Annotated in this window: 23 protein-coding genes; 14 read left to right on the top strand and 9 right to left on the bottom strand. The window is 68.5% G+C overall.

Annotation, left to right across the window (positions count from 1 at the left end; genetic code table 11):
- Positions 1-62: 62 nt before the first annotated feature.
- A complete protein-coding gene (locus tag NA3_RS16965; protein ID WP_051042699.1) occupies positions 63-305 on the top strand; it encodes a helix-turn-helix domain-containing protein in 243 nt (80 codons plus the stop codon).
- Between the two features lie 72 nt (positions 306-377).
- On the opposite strand, the gene NA3_RS16960 is transcribed toward NA3_RS16965, so the two are convergent.
- Positions 378-878 (bottom strand): cupin domain-containing protein, encoded by a 501-nt coding sequence (locus NA3_RS16960; RefSeq protein WP_062964550.1) that lies wholly within the window; start codon positions 876-878, stop codon positions 378-380.
- 69 nt (positions 879-947) lie between these two features.
- Here NA3_RS16960 and NA3_RS16955 point away from each other — a divergent pair, with 69 nt between their 5' ends.
- Positions 948-1,451, top strand: a complete 504-nt coding sequence (locus NA3_RS16955; RefSeq protein ID WP_174561082.1) for a MarR family winged helix-turn-helix transcriptional regulator — start codon at positions 948-950, stop codon at positions 1,449-1,451.
- Positions 1,452-1,458: 7 nt separating this feature from the next.
- Here the strand turns inward: NA3_RS16955 and NA3_RS16950 are convergent, their stop codons facing one another.
- From NA3_RS16950 to acnA, 6 genes are all read right to left on the bottom strand, one after another.
- Complete coding sequence (locus NA3_RS16950) at positions 1,459-2,418, bottom strand: MvdC/MvdD family ATP grasp protein (protein ID WP_062964548.1); 960 nt, start codon at positions 2,416-2,418, stop codon at positions 1,459-1,461.
- A gap of 10 nt (positions 2,419-2,428) precedes the next feature.
- Positions 2,429-2,902: a hypothetical protein gene (locus tag NA3_RS16945; protein WP_227995175.1), complete on the bottom strand. Its 474-nt coding sequence runs from the start codon at positions 2,900-2,902 to the stop codon at positions 2,429-2,431.
- A gap of 175 nt (positions 2,903-3,077) precedes the next feature.
- A complete protein-coding gene (locus tag NA3_RS16940; protein ID WP_062964547.1) occupies positions 3,078-3,494 on the bottom strand; it encodes an acyl-CoA thioesterase in 417 nt (138 codons plus the stop codon).
- A 73-nt stretch (positions 3,495-3,567) separates the two neighbouring features.
- Positions 3,568-5,718, bottom strand: coding sequence for a prolyl oligopeptidase family serine peptidase (locus tag NA3_RS16935; protein WP_227995176.1), 2,151 nt, complete (start codon positions 5,716-5,718; stop codon positions 3,568-3,570).
- Positions 5,719-5,771: 53 nt separating this feature from the next.
- Positions 5,772-6,338, bottom strand: a complete 567-nt coding sequence (locus NA3_RS16930; RefSeq protein WP_062964546.1) for a TetR/AcrR family transcriptional regulator — start codon at positions 6,336-6,338, stop codon at positions 5,772-5,774.
- A gap of 172 nt (positions 6,339-6,510) precedes the next feature.
- The gene (gene acnA, locus NA3_RS16925; RefSeq protein ID WP_062964545.1) at positions 6,511-9,306 is read right to left on the bottom strand and encodes an aconitate hydratase AcnA; all 2,796 of its coding nucleotides are present in this window, start codon (positions 9,304-9,306) and stop codon (positions 6,511-6,513) included.
- Positions 9,307-9,580: 274 nt separating this feature from the next.
- Between acnA and NA3_RS16920 the strand changes: the two genes are divergently transcribed.
- The 10 genes from NA3_RS16920 (at position 9,581) to NA3_RS16870 (ending at position 20,985) form a co-directional block, all read left to right on the top strand.
- Positions 9,581-10,207 carry an Rv1476 family membrane protein gene (locus NA3_RS16920; protein WP_227995177.1) on the top strand — a complete coding sequence of 209 codons (627 nt, stop codon included), beginning with the start codon at positions 9,581-9,583 and terminating at the stop codon, positions 10,205-10,207.
- A gap of 408 nt (positions 10,208-10,615) precedes the next feature.
- Complete coding sequence (locus NA3_RS16910) at positions 10,616-12,034, top strand: NlpC/P60 family protein (RefSeq protein ID WP_062964544.1); 1,419 nt, start codon at positions 10,616-10,618, stop codon at positions 12,032-12,034.
- Between the two features lie 96 nt (positions 12,035-12,130).
- Positions 12,131-13,207, top strand: a complete 1,077-nt coding sequence (mraY, locus tag NA3_RS16905; protein WP_062964543.1) for a phospho-N-acetylmuramoyl-pentapeptide-transferase — start codon at positions 12,131-12,133, stop codon at positions 13,205-13,207.
- Positions 13,208-13,397: 190 nt separating this feature from the next.
- Positions 13,398-14,567 carry a chaperone MoxR1 gene (gene moxR1, locus NA3_RS16900; RefSeq protein WP_372464226.1) on the top strand — a complete coding sequence of 390 codons (1,170 nt, stop codon included), beginning with the start codon at positions 13,398-13,400 and terminating at the stop codon, positions 14,565-14,567.
- A 26-nt stretch (positions 14,568-14,593) separates the two neighbouring features.
- Positions 14,594-15,571, top strand: coding sequence for a DUF58 domain-containing protein (locus NA3_RS16895; RefSeq protein WP_062964542.1), 978 nt, complete (start codon positions 14,594-14,596; stop codon positions 15,569-15,571).
- Positions 15,568-16,572 (top strand): VWA domain-containing protein, encoded by a 1,005-nt coding sequence (locus NA3_RS16890; protein ID WP_062964541.1) that lies wholly within the window; start codon positions 15,568-15,570, stop codon positions 16,570-16,572. The genes NA3_RS16895 and NA3_RS16890 overlap by 4 nt, the downstream gene beginning before the upstream one ends.
- 56 nt (positions 16,573-16,628) lie before the next feature.
- Positions 16,629-17,348, top strand: a complete 720-nt coding sequence (gene fabG1, locus NA3_RS16885; RefSeq protein WP_062964540.1) for a 3-oxoacyl-ACP reductase FabG1 — start codon at positions 16,629-16,631, stop codon at positions 17,346-17,348.
- 60 nt (positions 17,349-17,408) lie between these two features.
- Positions 17,409-18,245, top strand: a complete 837-nt coding sequence (inhA, locus tag NA3_RS16880; RefSeq protein WP_062964539.1) for an NADH-dependent enoyl-ACP reductase InhA — start codon at positions 17,409-17,411, stop codon at positions 18,243-18,245.
- Between the two features lie 20 nt (positions 18,246-18,265).
- Positions 18,266-19,315, top strand: coding sequence for a ferrochelatase (locus NA3_RS16875; RefSeq protein WP_062964538.1), 1,050 nt, complete (start codon positions 18,266-18,268; stop codon positions 19,313-19,315).
- Positions 19,316-19,371: 56 nt separating this feature from the next.
- Complete coding sequence (locus NA3_RS16870; RefSeq protein ID WP_062964537.1) at positions 19,372-20,985, top strand: FMN-binding glutamate synthase family protein; 1,614 nt, start codon at positions 19,372-19,374, stop codon at positions 20,983-20,985.
- Here NA3_RS16870 and NA3_RS16865 read toward each other — a convergent pair whose 3' ends face one another.
- On the bottom strand, positions 20,986-21,759 hold the full coding sequence (locus NA3_RS16865) for a S1 family peptidase (protein WP_227995179.1): 774 nt from the start codon (positions 21,757-21,759) through the stop codon (positions 20,986-20,988). It lies immediately after the preceding gene.
- A gap of 27 nt (positions 21,760-21,786) precedes the next feature.
- Here NA3_RS16865 and NA3_RS16860 point away from each other — a divergent pair, with 27 nt between their 5' ends.
- Positions 21,787-22,278, top strand: coding sequence for a pyridoxamine 5'-phosphate oxidase family protein (locus tag NA3_RS16860; protein ID WP_062964536.1), 492 nt, complete (start codon positions 21,787-21,789; stop codon positions 22,276-22,278).
- Positions 22,279-22,352: 74 nt separating this feature from the next.
- Positions 22,353-23,222 (top strand): hypothetical protein, encoded by an 870-nt coding sequence (locus NA3_RS16855; RefSeq protein ID WP_062964535.1) that lies wholly within the window; start codon positions 22,353-22,355, stop codon positions 23,220-23,222.
- Here NA3_RS16855 and NA3_RS16850 read toward each other — a convergent pair.
- On the bottom strand, positions 23,219-24,028 hold the full coding sequence (locus tag NA3_RS16850; RefSeq protein WP_062964534.1) for an Rv1486c family protein: 810 nt from the start codon (positions 24,026-24,028) through the stop codon (positions 23,219-23,221). The two genes, NA3_RS16855 and NA3_RS16850, sit on opposite strands and share 4 nt — an antisense overlap.
- Between the last annotated feature and the right edge of the window lie 64 nt (positions 24,029-24,092).

Genomic DNA, 24,092 nt, shown 5'->3' with positions numbered 1-24,092 from the left:
GTTGATCACTGCGGATCGAGTGTCTAGCCTGGAATGAGGCTGCACGGCGACCGGAGGAAGCCATGAGTGACAGGCCCGCACAGGGGAAGTCGATGTTGGGTAAGGGCACGCGCGTCACGGGCAAGTCGCGCGACCGGCTGCAAACCCAGCTCAAGAAGCAATACGAGGCGGGCGCCAGCATTCGTTCGCTGGCGCGGGAGACCGGCCGCTCGTACGGATTCATTCACAACGTGCTCGTGGAGTCGCATGTGCAACTCCGCAGCCGTGGTGGCGCCAACCGGCGCAAAGCGGTCAGCAAGGCCTGACCCGCCCACTCGCCCGAAGCGGCCGATCGGCTTCCGCGGTCGTCGGCGCTTGCTGCCGATGCGCGCGGAGTTTCACGCCCGGTGGGCGTTGCGTTCGGCCCACCAGTGCGGGGCGTCGACGAAATGGTTGTCGTATTCGTCCTGGGTGGCGGCGAGTTCGGCGAGGGTGGCCTCGCCGGAAGCGACCCGCTCGAGCAGCCGGAAGTAGCCGAAACGCTGCACGGCGAGGGTCAGTGCGATCAGGATTCGCGCCGGCGAACCCGGGGCGGCGCCGAAGGCGTGCGGCATGAACCGCGGCACGGTGATCGCGCCGCCGGCCCCGACGGTCGTGATCTGCTCGCCCGCGAGCACCTGCAATTCGCCCTCGGCGACATAGAACAACTCGTCGGACAGCGTGTGGTAGTGCGGGGTCGCCCCGTCGGCGCCGGGGGCCATCGTGACTTCGAGCGTGCTGACGCTACCGCCGGTGCGGTCGGAATCCAGCAGCAGGCGCATGGTGACGGCGTCGGTCGCGCGTACCTCGGCCTCGGCGGGCTGGACGACGGCGGCGGGGATGCGAGGTGCGGTGGTCATCTGATCTCCAAGTAGTTCGCTATCGGATAGTTCGCTACCGAACTATATCCCGTCGAATAGTATGTGTCCATGGCTGGACGACAGACCGATGCGGTGGATGCGATCGTGGCGCAGTGGGAGCGGGAACGCCCCGACCTGGATCTCACGGCGATGGCGGTGCTCGGTCGGCTCGGCCGCCTGTACGTCCTCGCCGAGCGCGAGATCGACGCGGTGTTCACCGCGCACGGGCTGCAGCGCGGCGAGTTCGATGTGCTTGCGGCACTTCGACGTTCGGGTGAGCCGTTCGAACTGACCCCGTCGGTCCTGGCCGACACCCTGATGTTGTCGCGCGCCGGCATGACCGGGCGGTTGGACCGCCTGGAATCGGCCGGACTGGTGCGACGTATCGCCGATCCCGCCGACCGCCGCGCGGTCCGGGTCGCCCTGACCGAGGCCGGTCGCGCCCGCGTCGACGAGGTCGTGACGGCACACACCGAGAACGAGACGCGCCTGCTGTCCGGGTTGTCGATGCGCGACCGCACCGAACTGGACCGGATCGCGCGGCTGCTGCTGGCCGAGCTGGACCGGCCGTGACACCGGCTCAGCCGGCGACCATCGCCTCACCGTGGACGAGGAACTGGGCGAGACTGGCGAAGATCGGCAGCCCCGTCTTGATCTCCAGATAGGCGAACTGCCCCTGCGGATTCACCTCGAGGAAGTAGTACTCGCCGTCGAGCCCGAGCCTGATGTCGAGGACGCCGAAGACCAGTCCGAGCGCACCCATCAGCGTGGTGAGCGACTTGCTCACCGAGGCGGGCAGCCGCGCGGGGGTGAAGGCCACCGAGGTGTCCAGGCGCGAATCCACCCATCCCACACCGGATTGCGAGTCGATCCGCACCGCCCATTCGACGCCGTCGATCCACACCACCCGCAGATCGCATTCGGCTTCGACGTAGTCCTGGAAGGTCGTCGGCGCCGAGCGGATGGTGTCGAACCGGCCGAGATCCTCGCTGCTCACGATGCGGGTTTCGGAGAATTCCGCGCGGCCGGTGCCGGTTCGCTTGTAGATCACCGACCCGCCGCGGGAATCGACGAAGCTGCGAGCCTCGTCGGGATCGTTGGTGATCAACGTTTCCGGGATCGCGAAGCCGCTGCGCCGGGCGGTGTCGAGTTGCACGATCTTGCGAGTGGCGGTGCGGTCGGCGCCGGGATCGTTGACCCAGAGCGCCGGTATCGACCAGAGCATGCCCTGCAGGAACCCGTCGCATTCGGCCTGCCGGAAATCGTCGTCGGCGTCCAGGAAACCGCCGGGCACCCGGCAGGGCAGGGGACGGCGCCACCACACGGCGGTCACGTCGTCGAGACCGGTGATATGCGACATCGAGCGGGCGGCCCCGGCGCGATCGAGCCGGAAACTGCCGCATTCGCGCGGAAAATCGCGCATATCCAGGCGAATCGGGTTGAGTCCGTACATATTCCGCAGTATCGAGGCCATCGCGTCGGCGTGCAGGTCGCCGGTCTCGGCGACGATCAGCACGGCACCCGCCGACCCGGCACTCATCGACCGGCCCTCAGTCCAGGCTGTCGCAGGCGGTGCCGTCGTCGCTGCCACCGCCGCTGCGAGTCTGGCTGTAGCTCACCGTCGCGCCGGCGGCCCCCGGGGCGGGCGCGAGGTCGAGCCGCCGGGCCCACTGGTCGGTCAGGCGGGCCAGCACATCCTCACCGACGGCGGGGCTGGGACGCGGCGGTAGCGTGAGCGGGCGTTCGGTGAGCTGAATGCGGCGCCGCTGTGTGAAATCCGCTGTGGCGCCGGGCCGTATCCAGACGAGCACGGGGCGTTCCGCGGCGCCGACGTCGGTCTCCGGGGATCCGTCGCGCAGCTGCAGGACGTCGTCACGGTCGAGAGTCCAGATTCCCTCGGCGACGCGGACGCTGATGGTGTCGCGGGATTCGGCGACCAGGCGGCCGGCCAGTGGCGGTGCCGGGTGACGGAGTTGCGGGCGCGGCCGGGTGCGTTCGGGTACCTGGCGGCGGGCATCGTTCATGGGCTGGACTCCGATCTGCTCGCAAGTTGCCCCGGAAGTCGAGCGTGATCTGGATCATAGCCCGCCACGGTGCCCGGCCGGTTCGCAACGAAATATTTCCGGTGCGAACCCCGTGCCCGGCGCCGGACGCGGAAACCGCTATCGCCGAAAGCTATTCGGTTGAGCTGTCAACGGCTCACAGGCCGAGCACGCCGGGGGATTCGGCGAGCTCGAGGAGGCGTTTACCCGGATTCGACACGAGTTTGCGCGCGTCCAGATCCATCAGCCCCAGCACGACGGCGAATTCCGCGGAGACGGTCCCGTCCAATTTGCGAATCTGCTGGTCCATCCAGAACGCCTTGCCCTCTCCCCAGCGGCATGCGCAGGTCACGGTGATCTCGTCGCCCAGATGCAGTTCCCGCCGATACTTGACGGTGGATTCCAGGACCACCGGGCCGAGCCCGGACAGCCGCATCTTGTCCGGGACCAGTCCGGCCGCGCGCAGCACCTCCCACCGGGCGTGCTCGGCGTATTGGTGGTACACGGCCTGGTTGAGATGGCCGTTGACGTCGAGTTCGTAACCGCGGACGGTGACGGGCACGGAGAAGGTCATATCCGAGGCGAACGGGTGCGATGTTCCCGGTATTTCCGGACCGGGCGTGGGATCGGTCACCGTCCGGCGGCGGCTACATGAGCCGCCGCATCAGATACGTGTACTCGAGCGCGCTGGTGCGGGCCTGCTCCTCACGATCGGCGCCCGCGCCGTGACCGCCCTCGCCCGCCTCGTAGAACAGATACGGGTCGCCGAACTCGGCCAGCCGCACGGCGAATTTCCGGGCGTGCTGCGGGCCCACCCGGTCGTCCTTGGTCGTGGTCCAGACGAACGGTTCCGGATAATGCGCGCCGCGTCGCACGTTCCCGTACGGGGAGATGGATTCGAGAAATGCCCGCTGGGTGGGATCGTCGACGCTGCCGTACTCGTCCACCCAGGAGGCGCCGGCGGCGATCTTCTCGTAGCGCATCATGTCCAGCAGCGGTACCTGGATGTCGACGGCGTTCCACATCTCCGGATGCTGGACGAATTCGACACCCATGAGCAGCCCGCCGTTGGAGCCGCCCTGGATGCCGAGCCGCCGTGCGCTGGTCACGCCGCGGGCCACCAGATCCTTGCCGACGGCGGCGAAATCGTCGAACGCCCGCTGCCGGCCGGTGGTGCGCGCGGCCTCGTGCCAGGCGGGACCGAATTCGCCGCCGCCGCGGATGTTCGCCAGAACGTAGACGCCGCCGTGATCGAGCCAGAGCCGGCCGAGCAAGCCCTGATACGACGGTGTCTGCGACATTCCGAAACCGCCGTAGGCGTACATCAGGGTGGGGTTCGAGCCGTCGAACGCCATATCGGCGGCGTGGACCACGAAATACGGCACGGCCGTGCCGTCGGCCGAGATCGCCTTCCGCTGTTCGACCACGTAGCGGGACGAATCGAACTGCGGCGGTGTGCTTTTCACCTGCCGGGCCGTGCCCGCGGCGGTGTCCACACTCCACAGTGTGGTCGGAACGAGGAACGAGGTCACCGACAGATAGGCGCGATCGCCCGCCGGATCGGCGGTGACGGTGTCGACGGTCGCGTTGTCCGGCAACGGCACCGGAGTCGGCGACCAGGTCCCGTCCGGGCGCGGCGTGTAGACGGTGGCGCGACCGCGCACGTCGTTCAGTGAGGTGACCACCGCGTGGTCGCGAGTGGTCTGCACACCACTCAGGCTCTCCGACGGCCCCGGAACATAGACCGGTGTCACCTGCGGATGGGCCGGATCGGTGATCAGCTGGTCGGCATCCACCGATACCAGCGCGCCCGGCCGATAGGTCGTCGCGCCGACCGCCCAGTCCTGTTGCAGCGACACCAGGATGTGATTGCCGATGAAACCCGCGAGGTCCGACTTCGCCGGGAGCGTGGTCGGTACCGGACCGGTCGCGGTGAGCAGTTCGATGTCGTGTTCGAAGAAGGTCCGGCCGCGTACGACGAAATCGAGCCGCCGGCCGGCGCCGTTGTCCAGGACGACCGGTGTGGTCGACAGCTGATCGGTCCGGTCACCACGCGCGATTTCGGTTGCGGCGTCGAGGGGTTGGCCGCGGCGCCACTGCCGGACGATATACGGGTATCCGGAGGCCGTCGTCTCGCCCGGCCGCCATTCCCGCGCGATCAGCACCGTATTCTCGTCGCTGAACGTGAGATCCACCTTGCCGCGCGGTACCGCGAAGCCGTCCGGCACGAACTGCCGTGTGTCCCGGTCGAATTCGCGGACCGAGACGGCGTCCTCGCCGCCGTCGGACAAACTGATCAGGCATCGGCGATGGGTGACCGGATCACAGTCGGCGCCGCGCCAGACCCAGTTCTTCCCCTCGGCCCGCGATAGCTCGTCGAGGTCGAGCAGTGTGGTCCACGCCGGTTGCGGTGCTTCGTACTCGGCGGTCGTCGTCTCGCGCCAGATGCCGCGTTTGTGGTCGCCGTCCTGCCAGAAGTTCTCGACGGTGCCGTCCTCGAAACGTGGCATCGGGATGCGATCGGGCGTCTTCGCCAGTGCCGTCGCCTGCGCGAGATTGTCGGCGTAGCGCGGATCGTGTTCGAGCACGTCGAGGGTCCGGCGATTCTGTTCGCCGACCCACGCCTGCACGCGCGGGCTGTCGAGTTCCTCGAGCCAGAGATACGGATCCTGGGGTGCGGCGCCGCCGCCGCACGCCGCGACGAGCACGGCGATCGACAGCACCGCCGCCGCGTGCCGCGATGAGGTGCGCCTCGCACCGCTGAGCACTCCGTACCATCGTCCCCGCCCCATGATCATCAGCACATGGTACGACGAAGCCGGCGCGGGCACGGGCGGATGTCGCGGCCGGTTCAGTCCCGGCGGCGGACCGACGCCTCCACGAGATCGAGTACGGCCGTGAGGTTTTCGTTGACGTGGCCGGAGGCAATGCGGGCGATGAGGCCGTCGAGGACGAGATCGAGATAGCCCAGCAGCACGTCGGTGGGGACGTCGTCGCGCAGCGCGCCGGCCGCCTTGCGGCGTTCCAGGCGGGCCAGTGTGGCCGCGGTCAGCTCGGCCGAACGCTGGGTCCAGCCGGCGGCGAATTCGGGATCGGTGCGCAGGCGCCGGGCGATCTCGAGGCGGGTGCCCAGCCAGTTGTACTGCGCGGGATTGTCGAGCATCTCCCGCATGACCTGCACGATGCCCTCGTTGGCCGCGACCTCGGCCATCCGTTCGGCATCCTCCTGGGCCAAGGCGAGAAACAGGGCGTCCTTGTCCCGGAAATGATGGAAGATCGCGCCACGGGACAGCCCGATCGCCTCTTCCAGGCGGCGGACGGTCGCACCCTCGTACCCGAATTCGGCGAAACACCGCCGCGCCCCGTCCAGAATCTGGCTGCGCCGGGCGGCGAGGTGATCGTCACTGACCTTGGGCATGGGCTCCTCCAGCGGGGAATGCGCGGACCCCCGCGCCGGGACGATCCGGCGCGGGGGTTCTCACAGTACGAGCATGGACGCGTAGATCCTGCGGCGGCGCAACGATATTCGTGCCGGCCCGGCGAGCCGAACGGACGCCGGGCGCGGCACGACGCGCCGCGGGTGCGGGATATCAGCCGCGAATCATGTTGCGCAGCACGAACTGCAGGATGCCGCCGTTGCGGTAGTAGTCGGCCTCACCGGGGGTGTCGATGCGCACGACCGCGTCGAAGGTGACCTTCTCGCCGTTCTCCTTGGTCGCGGTGACCTTCAGGGTCTTCGGCGTGACGCCCTCGTTGAGCTTGGTGATGCCCTCGATGTCGAACACCTCGGTGCCGTCCAGGCCCAGCGACGCGGCCGACTCGCCCGCGGGGAACTGCAGCGGGATCACGCCCATGCCGATCAGGTTCGACCGGTGGATGCGCTCGAACGACTCGGTGATGACGGCCTTGACGCCCAGCAGGCGCGTGCCCTTGGCCGCCCAGTCGCGCGAGGAACCGGAGCCGTACTCCTTACCGCCCAGCACGACCAGCGGAATGCCGGCCTTCTGGTAGTTCTGCGAGGCGTCGTAGATGAACGCCTGCGGGCCGCCCTCCTGGGTGAAGTCGCGGGTGTAGCCACCCGAGACGTCGTCGAGCAGCTGGTTGCGCAGCCGGATGTTGGCGAAGGTACCGCGGATCATGACCTCGTGGTTGCCGCGGCGCGAGCCCAGGGAGTTGTAGTCCTTGCGCTCGACGCCGTGCGCGTCGAGGTACTGCGCGGCCGGGGTGCCCGGCTTGATCGGACCGGCCGGGGAGATGTGGTCGGTGGTGACCGAATCACCCAGCAGGGCCAGCACGCGGGCGCCCTTGATGTCCTCGACCGGGGCCGGCTCGAGTTCCATCCCGTCGAAGTACGGCGCCTTGCGGACGTAGGTGGAGTTCTCGTCCCAGGCGAAGGTGTCACCGGACGGGGTCTCGAGGTTCTGCCAGCGCTCGTCACCCTTGAACACGTCGGCGTAGGACTTGCGGAACATGTCCTGGCTGATCGCCGACTTGATGGTGTCGTCGATCTCCTGGGCCGAGGGCCAGATGTCGCGCAGGAACACGTCGTTGCCCGCGGTGTCCTGACCCAGCGCGTCCTTCTCGAAGTCGAAGTCCATCGTGCCCGCGAGCGCGTAGGCGATGACCAGCGGCGGCGAGGCCAGGTAGTTCATCTTCACGTCGGGGGAGATGCGGCCCTCGAAGTTGCGGTTACCGGACAGCACCGCGGTCACCGACAGATCGTTGTCGTTGACGGCCTTGGAGATCTCCTCCGGCAGCGGGCCGGTGTTGCCGATGCAGGTGGTGCAGCCGTAACCACCCAGGTAGAAGCCCAGCTTCTCCAGGTAGGGCCACAGACCGGCCTTCTCGTAGTAGTCGGAGACGACCTGCGAACCCGGAGCCATGTTGGTCTTGACCCACGGCTTGCTGGACAGGCCCTTCTCCACCGCGTTGCGAGCCAGCAGCGCAGCGCCGATCATGACCGACGGGTTGGAGGTGTTGGTGCAGGAGGTGATACCCGCGACCACGACCGCGCCGTGATCGAGGATGAACTCGCCGCGATCCTCGGAGACCACCTTGACCGGCTTGGACGGCCGGCCCTTCGCGCCGTTGGCCGCCGAATGGGCGGGTGCGTAGCTCTCGTTGGCGGCGCCGGCCGAGACCGAGACCGGGTCCGAGGCGGGGAAGGTCTCCTCGACGCCCTCGTCGAGCCCGTTGTAGTCACCGGTGACGTAATCGGTGATGTCGGAGCGGAACGCCGCCTTCGACTCGCTGAGCAGGATGCGGTCCTGCGGGCGCTTCGGACCGGCGATCGAGGGGACCACGGTGCTCAGGTCGAGCTCGAGGTACTCCGAGTAGGCGGGCTCGTGCGCGGCGTCGTGCCACATGCCCTGTTCCTTGGCGTAGGCCTCGACCAGGGCCAGCTGCTCGTCCGAGCGGCCGGTCAGACGCAGGTAGTTGATGGTCTCCTCGTCGATCGGGAAGATCGCCGCGGTGGAGCCGAATTCGGGGCTCATGTTGCCCAGGGTGGCGCGGTTGGCCAGCGGCACCTCGGCCACACCGGCGCCGTAGAACTCGACGAACTTGCCGACCACACCGTGCTTGCGCAGCATGTCGGTGACCGTGAGCACGACGTCGGTGGCGGTGACGCCGGGCTGGATCTCACCGGTGAGCTTGAAGCCGACGACCCGCGGGATGAGCATGGAGACCGGCTGGCCGAGCATCGCGGCCTCGGCCTCGATACCGCCGACGCCCCAGCCCAGCACGCCCAGGCCGTTGACCATCGTGGTGTGCGAGTCGGTGCCGACGCAGGTGTCCGGGTAGGCCTGGCCGTTGCGGACCATGACTGTCGGGGCCAGGTACTCGATGTTGACCTGGTGCACGATGCCGGTGCCCGGGGGGACGACCTTGAAGTCGTCGAACGCGCCCTGGCCCCAGCGCAGGAACTGGTAGCGCTCACCGTTGCGCTGGTATTCGAGGTCGACGTTGCGCTCGAGGGCGTCGGCGCGGCCGAAGACGTCGAGGATCACCGAGTGGTCGATGACCATGTCGGCGGGGGAGAGCGGGTTGACCTTGTTCGGGTCGCCGCCCAAGGCGCTGACGGCCTCACGCATGGTGGCCAGGTCGACCACACACGGCACGCCGGTGAAGTCCTGCATGATCACGCGGGCGGGGGTGAACTGGATCTCGATACTCGGCTCCGCCGACGGATCCCAGTTGGCGATGGCGCGGATGTGGTCGGCGGTGATGTTGGCGCCGTCCTCGGTGCGGAGCAGGTTCTCCGCCAGGACCTTCAGGGCGTAGGGCAGCTTCTCGGTGCCGGGCACGGCCGAGAGGCGGAAGATCTCGTAGGAGTTGCTTCCGACCTCGAGGGTGCCCTTGGCGCCGAATGTATCGATACTTGTCATACGTTCAGCTCCACTCGTCGGTGTTCCGATCGGGGCGCGTGCGGGCCCCGTGGGGTGGCCACCGGCGGGGCTGCGCCGGCGGCTGTCGTCGAGGACGCGTTTCGGGCTGCGCGCCTCGTACTTCCGAACTCTAACAGTACGCTTGTCCTATGAAGCGTGCGGGGCACATACGGCGCGGCGTGCCGCCATCCATGATGCCCCCGTCGCGTACTGTGCTCGAAGGCCCCGCCGGAGTCGTCGCCTCCGGTGTGCCGGCCAGGTGTGTGTTGATCACGTGAATGTGTTGGACGCCCGTCGCTGGAGTCGGCGGCTCGACAAGACCGGATGGAAGATGACCGTCTCGTATGCCTCGGTTTTCACCCCCATGGCCGCGGAGCTACCGCCGGATACCGACGTCGACGCCATCGTGCTGGATCTGGCCGACAACCACGTAGCCGCGCCCGCGTCCAAGGATCAGGACAAGCTCGCCGAGATCGCGGATCAGGCCCGCGCCCACGGCATCGAGCTGAACATCGTGGTCGTGAAGGGGAATCCGGGCCGCGATTCGGATCTGCGTGACCTGGCGACCACCCTCGGCAAGACCGAGCACGGCACGGTCGTGGTGTTCAGCGACGACTGGATCGGCACCTACAGCGATTCCATCAACCGCGCGCGGCTGGAGTGGGCCGAGGACAAGGCCAAGTACCAGGGCGGGCACACCGCCACGGCGGCGCAGATCTTCGTCGACCGGCTCGAGACGCCGGAAAAGGTGTCGTGGACGGCGATCACGGGGGTCGTGCTGGCGGGCACCGTGCTGACCATCGGCGGGCTGTACTACCTGAAGTCCCGGCGTGCGGCGCGTGAGCGGGCCGCGGTGGCGGCCGATGATGCGGCGCCGAACCCCCCGGTTGCGTCCCGGTAGGCGCCTCCGGAGGCCGTGCGCGGCGTGTCGCGGGCGAGCCGGGGCGGTCGCCGGAAGCTAGCTGCCACCTCGGCGGGATGCCCGATTCGAGGGATACGTCTCGATTCGCGGGACGATACTGAACGACCGGTTCGATTTCCCCCCGAAACCCCTATTTACAGTTAGCAAATTTTTAGCAAACCAGAAATTACTCCTCTGTGATTTGTCGTCCGATGTTTCCTCTGTGAAGGAAGTGTCGTACGGTTTCGAGGTGACACTCTTGGGGAAGAAGTGTCACATGGGCCTCCAGCGTCCCTCGAGGGCAGATGGACCGTTGGTGCTCGTGCGGCGACGCCTCGATCGGTCGCCCAGCGCAGTCCTGGCGAATCTGGTGCTCGCCGGGAGCCGCAGCGGGATCAGGGAGGTGTGATGCGAATATCGCCGAGGCGGTCCGGGGGTGCCGCGAAGGTCGCTGTGGGATTGCTCTTATGTGGGATCGCGCTGACGGTGACGGCTCCGCTGGTGGCCGCGGTGCCCCCGCCCCCTCCGAATCCGAGTGACGGCGATATCGCCGCGGCGGGCGCGCAGGTCGATGCGGGGGTCAATCAGGTCAGCGGATTGATCAATCAGGTCGCCACCGCCGACCAGCAGCTCGCCCAGCTCGACACCGAGGTCGCCGGCAAGCGGGAAGCCGTGAACAAGGCGCTGGTCGATCTGCAGAACGCCCGCGACGCCGCCGACGCGGCCGCGGCCACGGTCGCCGTCACCCAGCGCGATCTGCAGACCGCCGGAACCCAGCTCGACCAGGCGCAGGGAAGATTCGACGAATTCGCGGTCGACGCCTACACCCACCCGGGCTCGACGTCGATGGTGAATTATCTCGCCGGCTCCGATCCGGCCGCCGCGCTCGACCGCGCCGATCTGCTCGGCATGGCGTCGAAGAATCAGCAGGCCGCCATCGACGGCCTGCGCCGCGCGCAGGTCGAGCAGGCCAACAAGGATTCCGCCGCCCGTCAGGCCAAGAAGGCCGCCGACACGGCCGCGGCGGAGGCCGATCGGAAACGACAGCAGGCGCAGGCCGCGGTCGCCGCCGCCAAGGCCGCTCTCGACGAACAGGCGCAGAAGCGCGACGCCCTGATGGCCCAGCGCGATTCGGCCCAGCAGCAGCTCGACCAGGCCCGGGCCACCGTGACCGGCCTGCAGGGCCAGCGCGAGGCCTACCTGGCCTGGGATCGTCAGCGCCGGGCCGAAGTCGCCGCCGCCCAAGCCGCCGCGACCGCCGCCGCCGCACGCTCCGCGGCCGATCAGGCCGCGCGGGACCGCGCCGCCGAGCTCGGCGCGGGCAAGCGGCCGCATACCCAGCTGGACAACGCACCGCCGCCACGCCGGTCGATGTCGACCCCCAGCCGGCCCAGCGGCGGCCGCTCCGAACTGATCGAGACGGTCGTCGACCGCGCGATGTCGCAACTGGGCGTCACCTACGCCTGGGGCGGCGGCGACGAGGACGGCCCCACCAAGGGCATCCACGACGGCGGTGTGGCCGATTCCTACGGCGACTACAACAAGGTGGGATTCGACTGCTCGGGTCTGATGATCTACGCCTTCGCAGGTGTCGGCATCTCCCTGCCGCACTACAGCGGTTACCAGTACACGATGGGCACCCGGGTCAAGGTCGCTCAGCGCGAGCGCGGGGACATGCTGTTCTGGGGAGCCAACGGCAGTGAGCACGTCGCGCTGTACCTGGGCGACGGGAAAATGATCGAGGCGCCCGAATCCGGTGACGTGGTGAAGATTTCGCCGGTGCGTGAGGGCGGCATCATGCCGTACGCCGTTCGCCTGATCACCTGACGCACCTCCGAATGATCTTGGCTACCATGCGAATCGGCACATATCGTGCCGGTCCGTTCGGCACGAGCCGAGAGTTCGGCAGTAGTTGGGGTATTGATGAGGCAGATCCTGTTCTCGGCGGCGATCGCACTCGCGGTCTCGATCACCGTGACGCCGTTGCTGATCAGGTTGTTCGCACGCCGGAATCTCGGCCAGCAGATCCGCGTCGAGGGACCGCAGAGTCACCAGGCCAAACGGGGCACTCCCACCATGGGGGGCATCGCCATCGTGGCCGGGCTGTGGGCCGGTTATCTGGGCTCGCATCTGATCGGCCTGCGCTACGACGCCGACGGGCCCTCGGCCTCCGGGCTGCTGGTGCTCGGCCTGGCCACCGCGCTCGGGTTCGTGGGGTTCCTCGACGATTTCATCAAGATCCGCAAGCACCGCAATCTGGGCCTGACCGCGACGGGCAAGTACATCGGCCAGATCGGCTCCGCCGTGGTGTTCGGAATCCTCGCGCTGCGCTTTCCCGGCGGTACCGGGCTCACCCCGGCCAGCCGGCAGGTGTCGTACGTGCGCGACTGGCCCACGGTGGCCTTCCCGCTGGTGATCTTCCTGCTGGCGGTGTGCTTCGTGGTCGTCGCCTGGTCCAACGCGGTGAACATCACCGACGGGCTCGACGGGCTGGCCGCGGGATCGATGGGTTTCGCACTCGGCGCCTACATCATCGTCACCTTCTGGCAGTACACCAATTCCTGTGCCGCCCATGCCCTTCCGGGCTGTTACAGCGTGCGTGACCCGCTGGATCTGGCCGTGGTGTGCGCGGCCGGTGGCGCCGCCTGTATCGGTTTCCTGTGGTGGAATGCCAATCCGGCCAAGATCTTCATGGGCGATACCGGGTCGCTGGCCCTGGGCGGGCTACTGGCCGGAATCTCGATCACCACCCGCACCGAATTGCTGATGGTCGTCGTGGGCGCGTTGTTCTTCGCCGAAATTCTGTCCGTGGCGTTGCAGATCGCGGTTTTCCGCACCACCCGCAACCGGTTGTTCAAGATGGCGCCGTTCCATCACCATTTCGAACTCGGCGGCTGGCCCGAAACCACGGTGATCATCCGATTCTGGCTGCTCGCGGGCATGGCGGCCGCGATCGGGCTGGCCCTGTTCTACGCCGAATACCTGGCCGCGGTGGGCTGATCGCGTCACGGCGACCGGCTGCGACACGGCAATTCGGAATCGGTGCATTCCGGACACCGTCGAGTGCCTTCCGATCCGCCCGGGAGGCCTGGCCCGCGACATTGTGCGAGCCCAGTTGCGGCAATCTTGCCCGATACCTGGAATAGTTGGGGCGGCACGCATGGAGACCGAAGCGAAAGCGGGGAGTTTGGTGACTTCGACGGACGATGTGAGCGCTGGGAGTGCGGTGAAGCAGGCGGAGGCCGCCTCGGGCACTTTGGAGCGTGACGTCGCGACCCTGGAGAAGGCGATCTACGAAGTCAAACGGGTCATCGTCGGTCAGGACCGGTTGGTCGAGCGGCTGCTCGTCGGCGTTCTGGCTCGCGGGCACGTGCTGCTCGAGGGTGTGCCCGGTATCGCCAAGACGCTGGCGGTGGAGACCTTCGCGAAGGTGGTCGGCGGCAGCTTCTCGCGCGTGCAGTTCACCCCCGACCTGGTGCCCACCGATCTCATCGGTACCCGCATCTACCGGCAGGGCCGCGAGGAGTTCGATACCGAACTCGGTCCGGTGGTCGCCAACTTCGTCCTCGCCGACGAGATCAACCGCGCGCCCGCGAAGGTGCAGTCGGCGCTGCTCGAGGTCATGGCCGAGCGGCACGTGTCGATCGGCGGCAAGACCTACCCCATGCCCGATCCGTTCCTGGTCATGGCGACCCAGAACCCGATCGAGAGCGAGGGTGTGTACCCGCTGCCCGAGGCGCAGCGCGACCGCTTCCTGTTCAAGGTCGTCGTCGACTATCCGACGGTCGAGGAGGAGCGCGAGATCATCTACCGGATGGGTGTGACCCCGCCGGAACCCAAGCAGATCCTGGAGCCTGCCGAACTGATCCGGCTGCAGAAGCTGGCCGCCAACACCTTCGTCCACCACGCCCTGGTCGACTACGTCGTGCGCGTCATCGCCGCGACCCGCAAGCCGGCCGAATTCGGGCTCGAGGACGTCGCGGGCTGGATCGCCTACGGCGCCTCGCCACGTGCCAGCCTCGGCATCATCGCCGCCGCCCGCGCGGTCGCGCTGATCCGCGGCCGCGATTACGTGGTGCCGCAGGACGTGGTCGAGGTGGTTCCGGATGTGCTGCGCCACCGCCTCGTGCTGTCCTACGACGCGCTGGCCGACGAGGTGAGCCCCGACGACGTGATCCGCCGGGTCCTGCAGACCGTCGGGCTGCCGCAGGTCGCCACCCAGGCCAACGCACCCGCCCCCGGCGGTCCGGCGCCGATGCCGGCCCCGGGCCCGCAGGCTGCCGCGCCGCAGCCCATCGCCCCGCATCCGGCCGGTCAGCCGCAGAACGGTCAGGGCGCCGGGCAGCCGCAGCGCCAGTGAGCGGGGCATCGGATTCGGTTGCGCCAGTGACGAACTCAGCTCACCTCCCCGCCCATCACGACAGTGCGCCGCCGTCGTTCCGGTCCGGAGATCTGCGTGATCCGCGATTGTCGGCGGCGCTGAAAACCCTCGAGCTGACGGTGCGCCGCCGCCTCGACGGCGTCCTGCACGGCGATCATCTCGGGCTGATCCCCGGCCCCGGCTCCGAGCCCGGGGACGCGCGGATGTATCAGCCGGGCGACGATGTGCGCCAGATGGATTGGTCGGTCACCGCGCGTACGACCCATCCGCACGTGCGGCAGATGATCGCCGACCGGGAGCTCGAGACCTGGCTCGTGGTCGACCTGTCGGCCAGTCTGGACTTCGGCACCGCGCTGTGCCAGAAGCGCGATCTGGTGGTCGCGGCTGCCGCCGCGGTGACGCATCTGACCAGTGGCGGCGGTAACCGGATCGGCGCGGTCGTCGCCAACGGCGAACGGCTGTATCGCATTCCGGCCCGCACCGGACGGGTGCACGCCCAGTCGCTGCTGCGCAGCATCGCCACCACCCCCCATGCGAGCGACGGCGTGCGCGGCGATCTGCGCGGCGCCATCGAGTCGTTGCGCCGGCCGCAGCGCAAACGCGGTCTGGCCGTTGTTATTTCGGACTTCCTCGGCGAGATCGACTGGCAGCGTTCGCTGCGCGCGATCTCCGGCCGTCACGATCTGCTCGGTGTGGAGATCCTCGATCCGCTGGATCTGGATCTGCCCGACGTCGGCGACGTGGTGCTCCACGATCCCGAAACCGGCCGCACCCGCGAATTCACCGTCACTCCCACCCTGCGCGCCGACTTCGGCCGTGCTGCCCAGCAGCATCGCGAACAGGTCGAGGCGGCGCTGCGCAGTTGCGGCGCGCCGGTGATGACGCTGCGGACCGATCGTGACTGGATCGCCGACGTGGTCCGTTTCGTGTCCACTCGGCGCCACACCTTCGGCGCCCCGACCGGGCGGGTGCCCCGACAGTGAGTATTTCGCATTTCACGTCCGCGATCTGGCTGATATTCCTCATCGTCGTCGCCGCGATCGCGCTGCTCTACGTGCTGGTCCAGCGGCGGCGCAAACGGCACATGCTGCGGTTCTCCAACATGGAGACCCTCGAGAAGGTGGCGCCCAAGCGTCCCAGCAACTGGCGGCACGCGCCGGTGGCACTGATGCTGGTGGGCCTGGCCCTGCTGACGGTCGCCGCGGCGGGTCCCCAGGCGGCCAAGAAGGTGCCGCGCAACCGGGCCACGGTCATGCTGGTGATCGACGTGTCGTTGTCGATGGAGGCCACCGATGTGCCGCCGTCCCGGATCCAGGTCGCGAAGAAGGCGGCGACGGATTTCGTGGACGGTCTCACCCCGGGCATCAACCTGGGCTTGGTGACCTTCGCCGGTACCGCGTCGGTGCAGGTCTCGCCGACGACCAACCGGGAGGCGATGAAGGCGGCGATCAACAATATGAAGCTCGCCGAACGCACCGCCACCGGTGAGGGCATCTTCAGCGCCCTGCAGGCCATCGACACGCTCGCCTCGGTGCTGGGCGGGGCGCAGACGCCGCCCCCCGCGCGGATCGTGCTGATGTCCGACGGCAAGCAGACCGTGCCCGACGACAAGGACGTCGACAACCCTCGCCACGGCTTCGTCGCGGCACGGGTCGCCAAGCAGAAGGGCGTCCCGGTGTCGACCATCTCCTTCGGCACCACCTGGGGGTCGGTCGAGATCCCGGATCAGGACGGCAAGGGCTCCCAGCGCGTCCGGGTACCGGTCGACGACGACTCCTTGCGCGAGATCGCCAAGATCTCCGGCGGCGACTTCTACACCGCCTCCACGCTGGAAGAACTCAGCGCCGTCTACGACACCCTGGACAAGCAGATCGGCTACGAGATGCAGATGGGTGACGCCTCCCGGCCGTGGCTGCTGCTGGGCCTGCTGCTGACCGCTGCGGGTGTCGTGGGCGGTTTGGTCTATCGTCAACGCCTGCCATAACGGGTACCGCGCAACCCGGCCACGACAGTCGAACTCGAACAGATAGGTTGACATTCATGTCGAACTTCACTTCCCGATCGGTCCTGGTGACCGGTGGCAACCGCGGTATCGGTCTCGCGGTGGCCCAGCGGCTGGCCGCCGACGGGCACAAGGTTGCCGTCACCCATCGTGGATCGGGCGCGCCGGAAGGTCTTCTGGGCGTGAAATGCGATGTGACGGACTCGGATTCGATCGATTCGGCCTTCAGTGAGGTCGAGGCCAAGCAGGGCGCGGTCGAGGTGCTGGTGGCCAACGCCGGCATCGTGGACAACACCCTGCTCATGCGGATGAGCGAGGAGCAGTTCACCCGGGTCATCGACGCCAACCTGACCGGTGCGTGGCGCTGCGCCAAGCGCGCGAACCGGGCGATGCTGCGGGCCCGCTTCGGGCGCATCATCTTCCTGGGTTCGGTCGTGGGCCAGACGGGTGTTCCCGGTCAGGTGAACTACGCCGCCGCCAAGGCCGGCCTGGTCGGCATGGCGCGCGCGATCACCCGCGAGATCGGCTCACGCAACATCACCGCCAACGTGGTGGCGCCCGGCCTGATCGACACCGACATGACCCGTCAGGACATGACGGAAGACATGCGCGAGATGGCGCTGAAGGCGATCCCCGCGGGCCGCATCGGCCTGCCCGAGGAGGTCGCCGCGGCGATCAGCTTCCTGGCCTCCGACGACGCCTCCTACATCAGTGGTGCGATCCTGCCGGTCGACGGCGGCATGGGCATGGGCCACTGAGCCGGCGGCCCGAGCCCGTCGACTTCCCATCCGAGTTTCCCCGAGGAGAATTCACCACCCATGAGCGGAATCCTGGACGGTAAAACCGTCCTGATCACCGGCATCATCACCGATTCGTCGATCGCCTTCCACGCGGCCAAGGTGGCCCAGGAGCAGGGCGCGAAGGTGATCATCACCGGTATCCCCGAGCGGCTGCGCCTGATCGACCGCATCGCCAAGCGCCTGCCCCAGGAAATCGCGCCCGCGATCGGCCTCGACGTCACGAGCGAGGAGGATCTCGCCGGTCTCGCCGACAAGGTGCGCGAACTCGCGCCCGAGGGCATCGACGGCGTTCTGCACTCCATCGCCTTCGCCCCGCGCACTCTGATGGGCCCCGACGCGCTGCCGTTCCTCGACGGCCCGGGCGCCGACGCCGCCAAGGCCTTCGAGATCTCCGCGTGGAGCTACGCCTCGCTGGCGCGCGCGGTGCTGCCCGCGATGAACGAGGGTGGCTCGATCGTGGGTATGGACTTCGACCCGCGCACGGCGATGCCGTACTACAACTGGATGGGTGTGGCCAAGGCCGCGCTGGAGTCGGTGAACCGCTATGTGGCACGAGAGGTGGGCGAGGCCAAGCGCGTTCGGTCCAACCTGATCGCCGCGGGTCCGATCAAGACCCTCGCCGCGAAGGCGATCGCCGGCACGGCCACCGATGACGCCAAGCAGCTGAACATGCTCAACACCTACTGGGACGGCGCCTCGCCGATCGGCTGGGACGTCGACGACCCGACCGTGGTCGCCAAGTCGATCGTCACGCTGCTCTCGGATTGGCTGCCCGGCACCACCGGTTCGATCATCTACGTCGACGGCGGCGCCAGCCACAACACCTGGTTCCCGGAAAACTGGACGGCCAACTGAGAGCCTGGAGGTAATCAGCCGTGACCGGGACCGTCGACGCACTGCTCCTGCTGTCCTTCGGCGGTCCCGAACGCCCCGAGGACGTGATGCCGTTCCTGGAGAACGTCACCCGCGGCCGGGGCGTACCGCGGGAACGCCTCGACGAGGTGGCCCAGCACTACCTGCACTTCGGTGGTGTCTCGCCGATCAACGCGCTCAACCGCGAGCTGATCGCCGCGATCGAGGCCGAATTCGCCGCGCGCGCGGTGGATCTGCCGGTGTACTTCGGCAATCGCAACTGGCATCCGATGGTCGAGGAGACCGTCGCGACCATGCGCGCCGACGGCATCGGCCACGCGCTGGTGTTCCCGACCTCGGCGTGGGGCGGCTACTCGGGGTGCCGCCAGTACGACGAGGACATCGAGCGTGCTCGTGCGGCCGTCGACGGGGCGCCGGAATTGACCAAGATCCGGCAGTACTTCGATCATCCGCTGCTGATCGACTCCTTCGCCGACGCCGTGCGCGCGGCGGTGGGCCGGCTTCCGGCCGAATCGCGTGACCGGGCCCGGCTGGTGTTCACCGCCCATTCGATTCCGGTCGCCGCCGACATCGCGGCCGGACCGCCCGCCGACGGCGGCCACCTCTACAGCCGGCAGGTCGCCGAGGCGGCCCGATTGTGCGCGGCGGCAACGGGTTTCGACGACTTCGACGTGGTGTGGCAGTCGCGCTCCGGACCGCCGCAGGTGCCGTGGCTGGAACCCGACATCGTCGACCATCTGGAAGCGCTGTCCGGCAAGGGGGTCGATGCCGTCGTGGTCTGCCCGGTGGGATTCGTCTCCGATCACCTCGAGGTCGTCTGGGACCTGGACAACGAGGCCGCCGAGAAGGCCGCCGAACTCGGTATGGCCTTCGCCCGCGCCGCCACCCCCGGCCCGGATCCGCGCTTCGCCCGCATGGTCGCCGAACTGGTCGGCGAACATCTCGACGGGACCGACCCTCGGCGCCTGGGCGCGGTGCCCGGGTTCGGCTGCACCCGCAACGGGGCGATCTGCGCACCCGGGTGCTGTGAACCCGTGCGCCGCCGAAAATAACTGCCGCCGAGCGGGTATGCCCTCGGTATGAACGTGCGAAAGGTGGCGGTGGAGCGATGACGCGGTTCTTCCTCTTCGGTCTGCTCACGGTGATGGTGATCGTTCTGGGCGTGGTCGCGGCGATCGGCTCGTGGGCGTGGTGGATCCTCGTCGCCGGAGCGGGTTTGCTCGTTCTCGTCGGCGCCTACGACCTGGTGCAGCGCCGGCATTCGATTTTGCGCAACTATCCCTTGCTGGGGCATATGCGCTATCTGCTGGAAAGTATCCGGCCGGAACTGCAGCAGTATTTCATCGAGCGGAATTTCGACGGCCGCCCCTTCGACCGCGACGTGCGGACGATGATCTACGAGCGCTCCAAGGGAATTCACGGCGAACTGTCCTACGGCACCGAGCGCGATATCGAAGCGGTCGGCTACGAATTCCTCGTCCATTCGGTCGCCGCGCTGCCCGAGCCGGAGCAGCCGCCGCGCGTGCTGATCGGTGGGCCGGACTGCCGGCAACCCTATGCCATGTCGCTGTTGAACATCTCGGCGATGAGTTTCGGCGCGCTGTCGGGGAATGCGCTGCGCGCGTTGAACATCGGCGCCGCCCGCGGCGGTTTCGCACACGACACCGGTGAGGGCGGGCTGACCCCGTTCCATCTGGAGGGCGGCGCGGATCTGGTGTGGGAGATCGGATCGGCGTACTTCGGCACCCGCACCCGCGACGGCCGCTTCGATCCGGAGCAGTTCGCCGAGAAGGCCGGCTACGACCAGGTGAAGGCGATCTCGGTGAAATTGAGTCAGGGCGCGAAACCCGGACTCGGCGGGGTTCTGCCGGCCGCGAAGGTGAGCGAGGAGATCGCTCGCTATCGCGGGGTGCCGGCACACGAGAAATGTGTCAGCCCGCCGTCGCATTCGGAATTCCACACCCCGCGCGAATTGATTCGCTTCATCGTCCGCCTGCGCGAACTGTCCGGCGGCAAACCCATCGGGTTCAAGCTGTGTGTCGGTTCGCGCACCGATGTCCTGGCGATCTGCAAGGCGATGATCGCCGAGGGGACCGCACCCGATTTCATCGTCGTCGACGGCGCCGAGGGCGGTACCGCGGCCGCGCCGCTGGAATACGAGGACCACGTCGGCCTGCCGCTGACCGACGGGCTCATGACCGTGCACAACGCACTGGTCGGAACGGGCCTGCGCGACCGGATTCGGCTGGGAGCCAGCGGCAAGGTGGCCACCGGCACGGATATCGTGAAGCGATTGGTGCAGGGCGCGGACTTCGCCAATGCCGCGCGGGCGATGATGATGGCCGTCGGATGTATCCAGTCCCAGCGCTGCCACACCAATCAGTGCCCGGTCGGCGTCGCCACCCAGGATCCGCGGCGTGCCCGCGCCCTCGACGTCGCCGACAAGGCCGAGCGGGTGCAGCGCTATCACGAGGCCACGGTGCGCCAGGCGATGCAGATGATGGCCTCGATGGGCGTGCACGACCCCGCCGAGCTGGACACCCACATGCTGCGGAAGAAGGTGGCGCCCAACGAGATCCGGTCGTACGCCGAACTCTACGAATGGCTGGCGCCGGGGGAGCTGCTCGTCCATCCACCGGCGAGCTGGCGCGCCGATTGGGAGGCCGCCGATCCGGATTCGTTCCGCCCGGTCGCGCCCGCCCAGCCGGTCCGTGTGCGGTGATCAGAAGTCGAGTGCCGGCACCCGCGCGTACACGCCGGGAAATCCGGGTTCGGCCGAACCCTTACCCCACGAGGTGATCCCGGCGACCTTGCCGTCGACCAACAGCGGTCCGCCGCTGTCGAATTCACCGGTGTCGGCGGCGGGAGAGCCCGCGCACAGCGCCTCGCCCGGATCGAATTCGGCGCCGTAGGCGACCGCGCAGGCCGCATCGGGCACCAGCGGCACCGTCGCCGCCCGCAGCACGCTGTTGGACTGGTCGTCCTCGGAGGTGGCGCCCCAGCCGACCACCCTCGCCGTATCTCCCTGTGGCGCCGCCACGGCCACGGTCGGCAGGGCGACCGGCGCACTGAGCACCAGGACGGCGACATTGTGGTGATAGCTCAGATCCGTGCCGAACACCGACACCCGGAAACCGGGGTCGATCCGGACATCGGCGATGCCGACGGTGACCCCGCCGTGCCCGGCCACATCGTTGCGGCCGAAGGTCACCGTCGTCCCCGGCAGCGTGCGAGCGAGGGCGCCGCAGTGCGCGGCGGTGAGCACCCGGTCCGGGGCGATCAGGGCACCGGCGCAGAACTGACCGCCGGGCCTCGTCGCATAGGCGGGGGTGCCGATGGCCGCGAGCCACGGATAGTCGGCGGCGCTGACCGGGACCCCGCCGACCACGGCCTGCGCCGCGGTCGTCGGCACCAGAGCGCAGGCGAGCGCGGCGGCGACGGCGCCGGCGGCCCGGCGCGGGGAAATCTTCATGACGACCTCGATGCTGTATGACATGTCCGCCGAAAGTTCTACCGTACGACCATGACGAGGTGGAGCGAATTCGCCGGTGCCGCCCCGCGCATCGCGGGAATCTTCGTGCGCCGCCACGCGGCGGCCGGCAATCTGTGCCTGCTGGCGACGACTCGCCGCGACGGGTACCCACGGATCAGCCCGCTGGAACCACGCCTGTTCGAGGGACAGTTGTGGCTGGTGGGCATGCCGGGCACCCGCAAATTCGCCGATCTGCGCCGTGACCCGCGCTTCTGCCTGCACACCGCCACGGTCGACCCGCAGGTCGGCGACGGGGACGCCAAGCTGTGGGGCGTGGTGCGCGAGGTGCCCGATGCGGAGCTGCAGCGCCGCTGGGCCGAATCGCTCTACGCCGATACGGGTTTCGATCGGCGCGGGCAGCGCCTGGATCCGTTCTTCGCCGCCGATATCACCGGCGCCTCGGCGGTCGAGGTGGGCGGCGGGCATATGGATGTGGTGATCTGGAAACCGGGCGAGGGGGAGACGGTACTGCGCAAGCACTGAGCGCGTCGGCCGGTCGGCGACGTTTCGTGCGGTAACTGGCCTGCGATCAGCTAATTCACCGCTATTGTGCGGAGGTGGACATCGCGCTGGAGTGGGACCAGCATCCGGGAACGGGTTTGCGGCTGGCGGCCGAGCTGGCGGGCCGCACCGGGTTGCCCCTGCTCGAAGATATGTCCGTCGCCGACGGCACCGCCGATCTGCTGGGTGTGATCGCGGCCCGCGGTGGCGGTGAGCTGCTGGGCTGGGCGGAATTGCGCGATGCCGGCCTGGGTGAGGCGTGGGTGCAGGCGGTGTCCGCGCAACGCCTCGTGCATTCGCTGTATCTGGGCCGCGCCGACGAGTCCGAACCGCAGGCGGACGAAACCGAGATGGTCTGCCGCTTGACCGCCGAGGCGGTGCGCCGGGCCACTGCCGCCGGGTACCGGGTGTTGCGCTGGCAGGGCACCGATATCGGCCCCTCGGGGCGTGCGGCGGTCGAACTGGGTGCGCGGCGGGTCGACGAATACGCGCGGTTGTGGGAGCTCGACCTCACCCGGCCTCCCGCCCCGGACACCACCGCGCCACTGCGGCGGCTGGTGCACACCCTCGCCGAATCGGCCGACCCGCCCGGACGGGTACTGCTCACCACCGTGCTCTCGGCCCACTCGGCGACCGAACCGATCACCACCATCACGACCTTCGCCGGTGGCGCCGAGGCCTACATCAGCGCTGAGGAGGGTTTCGCCCACCGCGAGGCCGACGCCGATCTGCTGGCCGCGGCCTTCGGTGCGGTCGTCGCCGAATTGCGCGCCGTGATGCCCGATATCACCGTGCTGCGGGTGTTCGAATTCGACGACGAGGCGCTGCGCGCGGCCCTGGCCCGGATCGGCATGCGCGTGTGCGGGCGCTACAACGACTACGAACTGAACCTGCCCGGGCCGAACACCGGCGCGGCAGCGCCCTAACGCGGGCCCGCCGCCGCGTTCACCGCGGCCAGACGGGCGGCGCGCAGGGCGTTCCACAGCGGACGCAGCAGCGTCTCCTGGGCCTGCACGGCGCTGGCCGAGCTGGGGGAGGAGGGGGCCGTCTGCTGGGCCACGGTGAGGATCGCGGCCACGTGGTCGGCCGAATCGAGGATGCGGCGGGCCCGCAGCGGCGCCGAGTCGGGGTAGATGTGGCGTGAGCAGGCGGCCAATTCGGCCTCGATCAATTCGCGCGGATCGTCGTCACCGCCGATCGCGGTGGTATGTAATCGCATCAGGGCTTCCGCGGCCTCCCGCACCGCTTCCCGCATCGCGAATTCGGCCTCGCCGAGCGCCATATCCGGCGCCGGGACCGGAATGGGTGTGTGGAAGACCGTCCACTGCAGCGATTCCTCGTCGGTCCACTGCGGTACCAGCGCCACACCCTCGCCGCCCGGTACGCCGGCGATCACGCCCTCTTCGGCATCCATTGCCGCCGTAGCGAATTCGGTGCCGACCGGCAATCCGCGCGCATCGCCGGGCACGGGCAGTACCAGCCGCATCTGCGCCCCAGGCGCGGCCATCGCCTCGCGAATGACCTTGAGCAGGACCATGATTCCGGTGCCGGCCTCCAACGGCTCGGCCGAGGGCCACGGCAGTCCCGTCCGTCCGCCGGTCAGCGGGTCACCGGCGGCGACACTGTGCTGCGGCGACCAGGCGCGCAACGCGTCCAGCACGTCGTCGGGCGCGCTGCGGCCCGCCAGCCACGAGCCCGCCCACACCGTCAGCGTGGCACTGGGAGAACACATGGTTCGAGGATAGTGGTGCCGCGGCGATCCCGTGGGCACTGGTGCAGCTGACGTGCGCGCCGGG

Origin of the sequence: Nocardia africana NBRC 100379 (assembly GCF_001612635.1) — a bacterium.
Classification (GTDB): Bacteria; Actinomycetota; Actinomycetes; order Mycobacteriales; family Mycobacteriaceae; genus Nocardia; species Nocardia africana.
The sequence above is the reverse complement of the archived record's forward strand: the minus strand, read 5'-3'. Positions and strand labels throughout refer to the sequence as shown.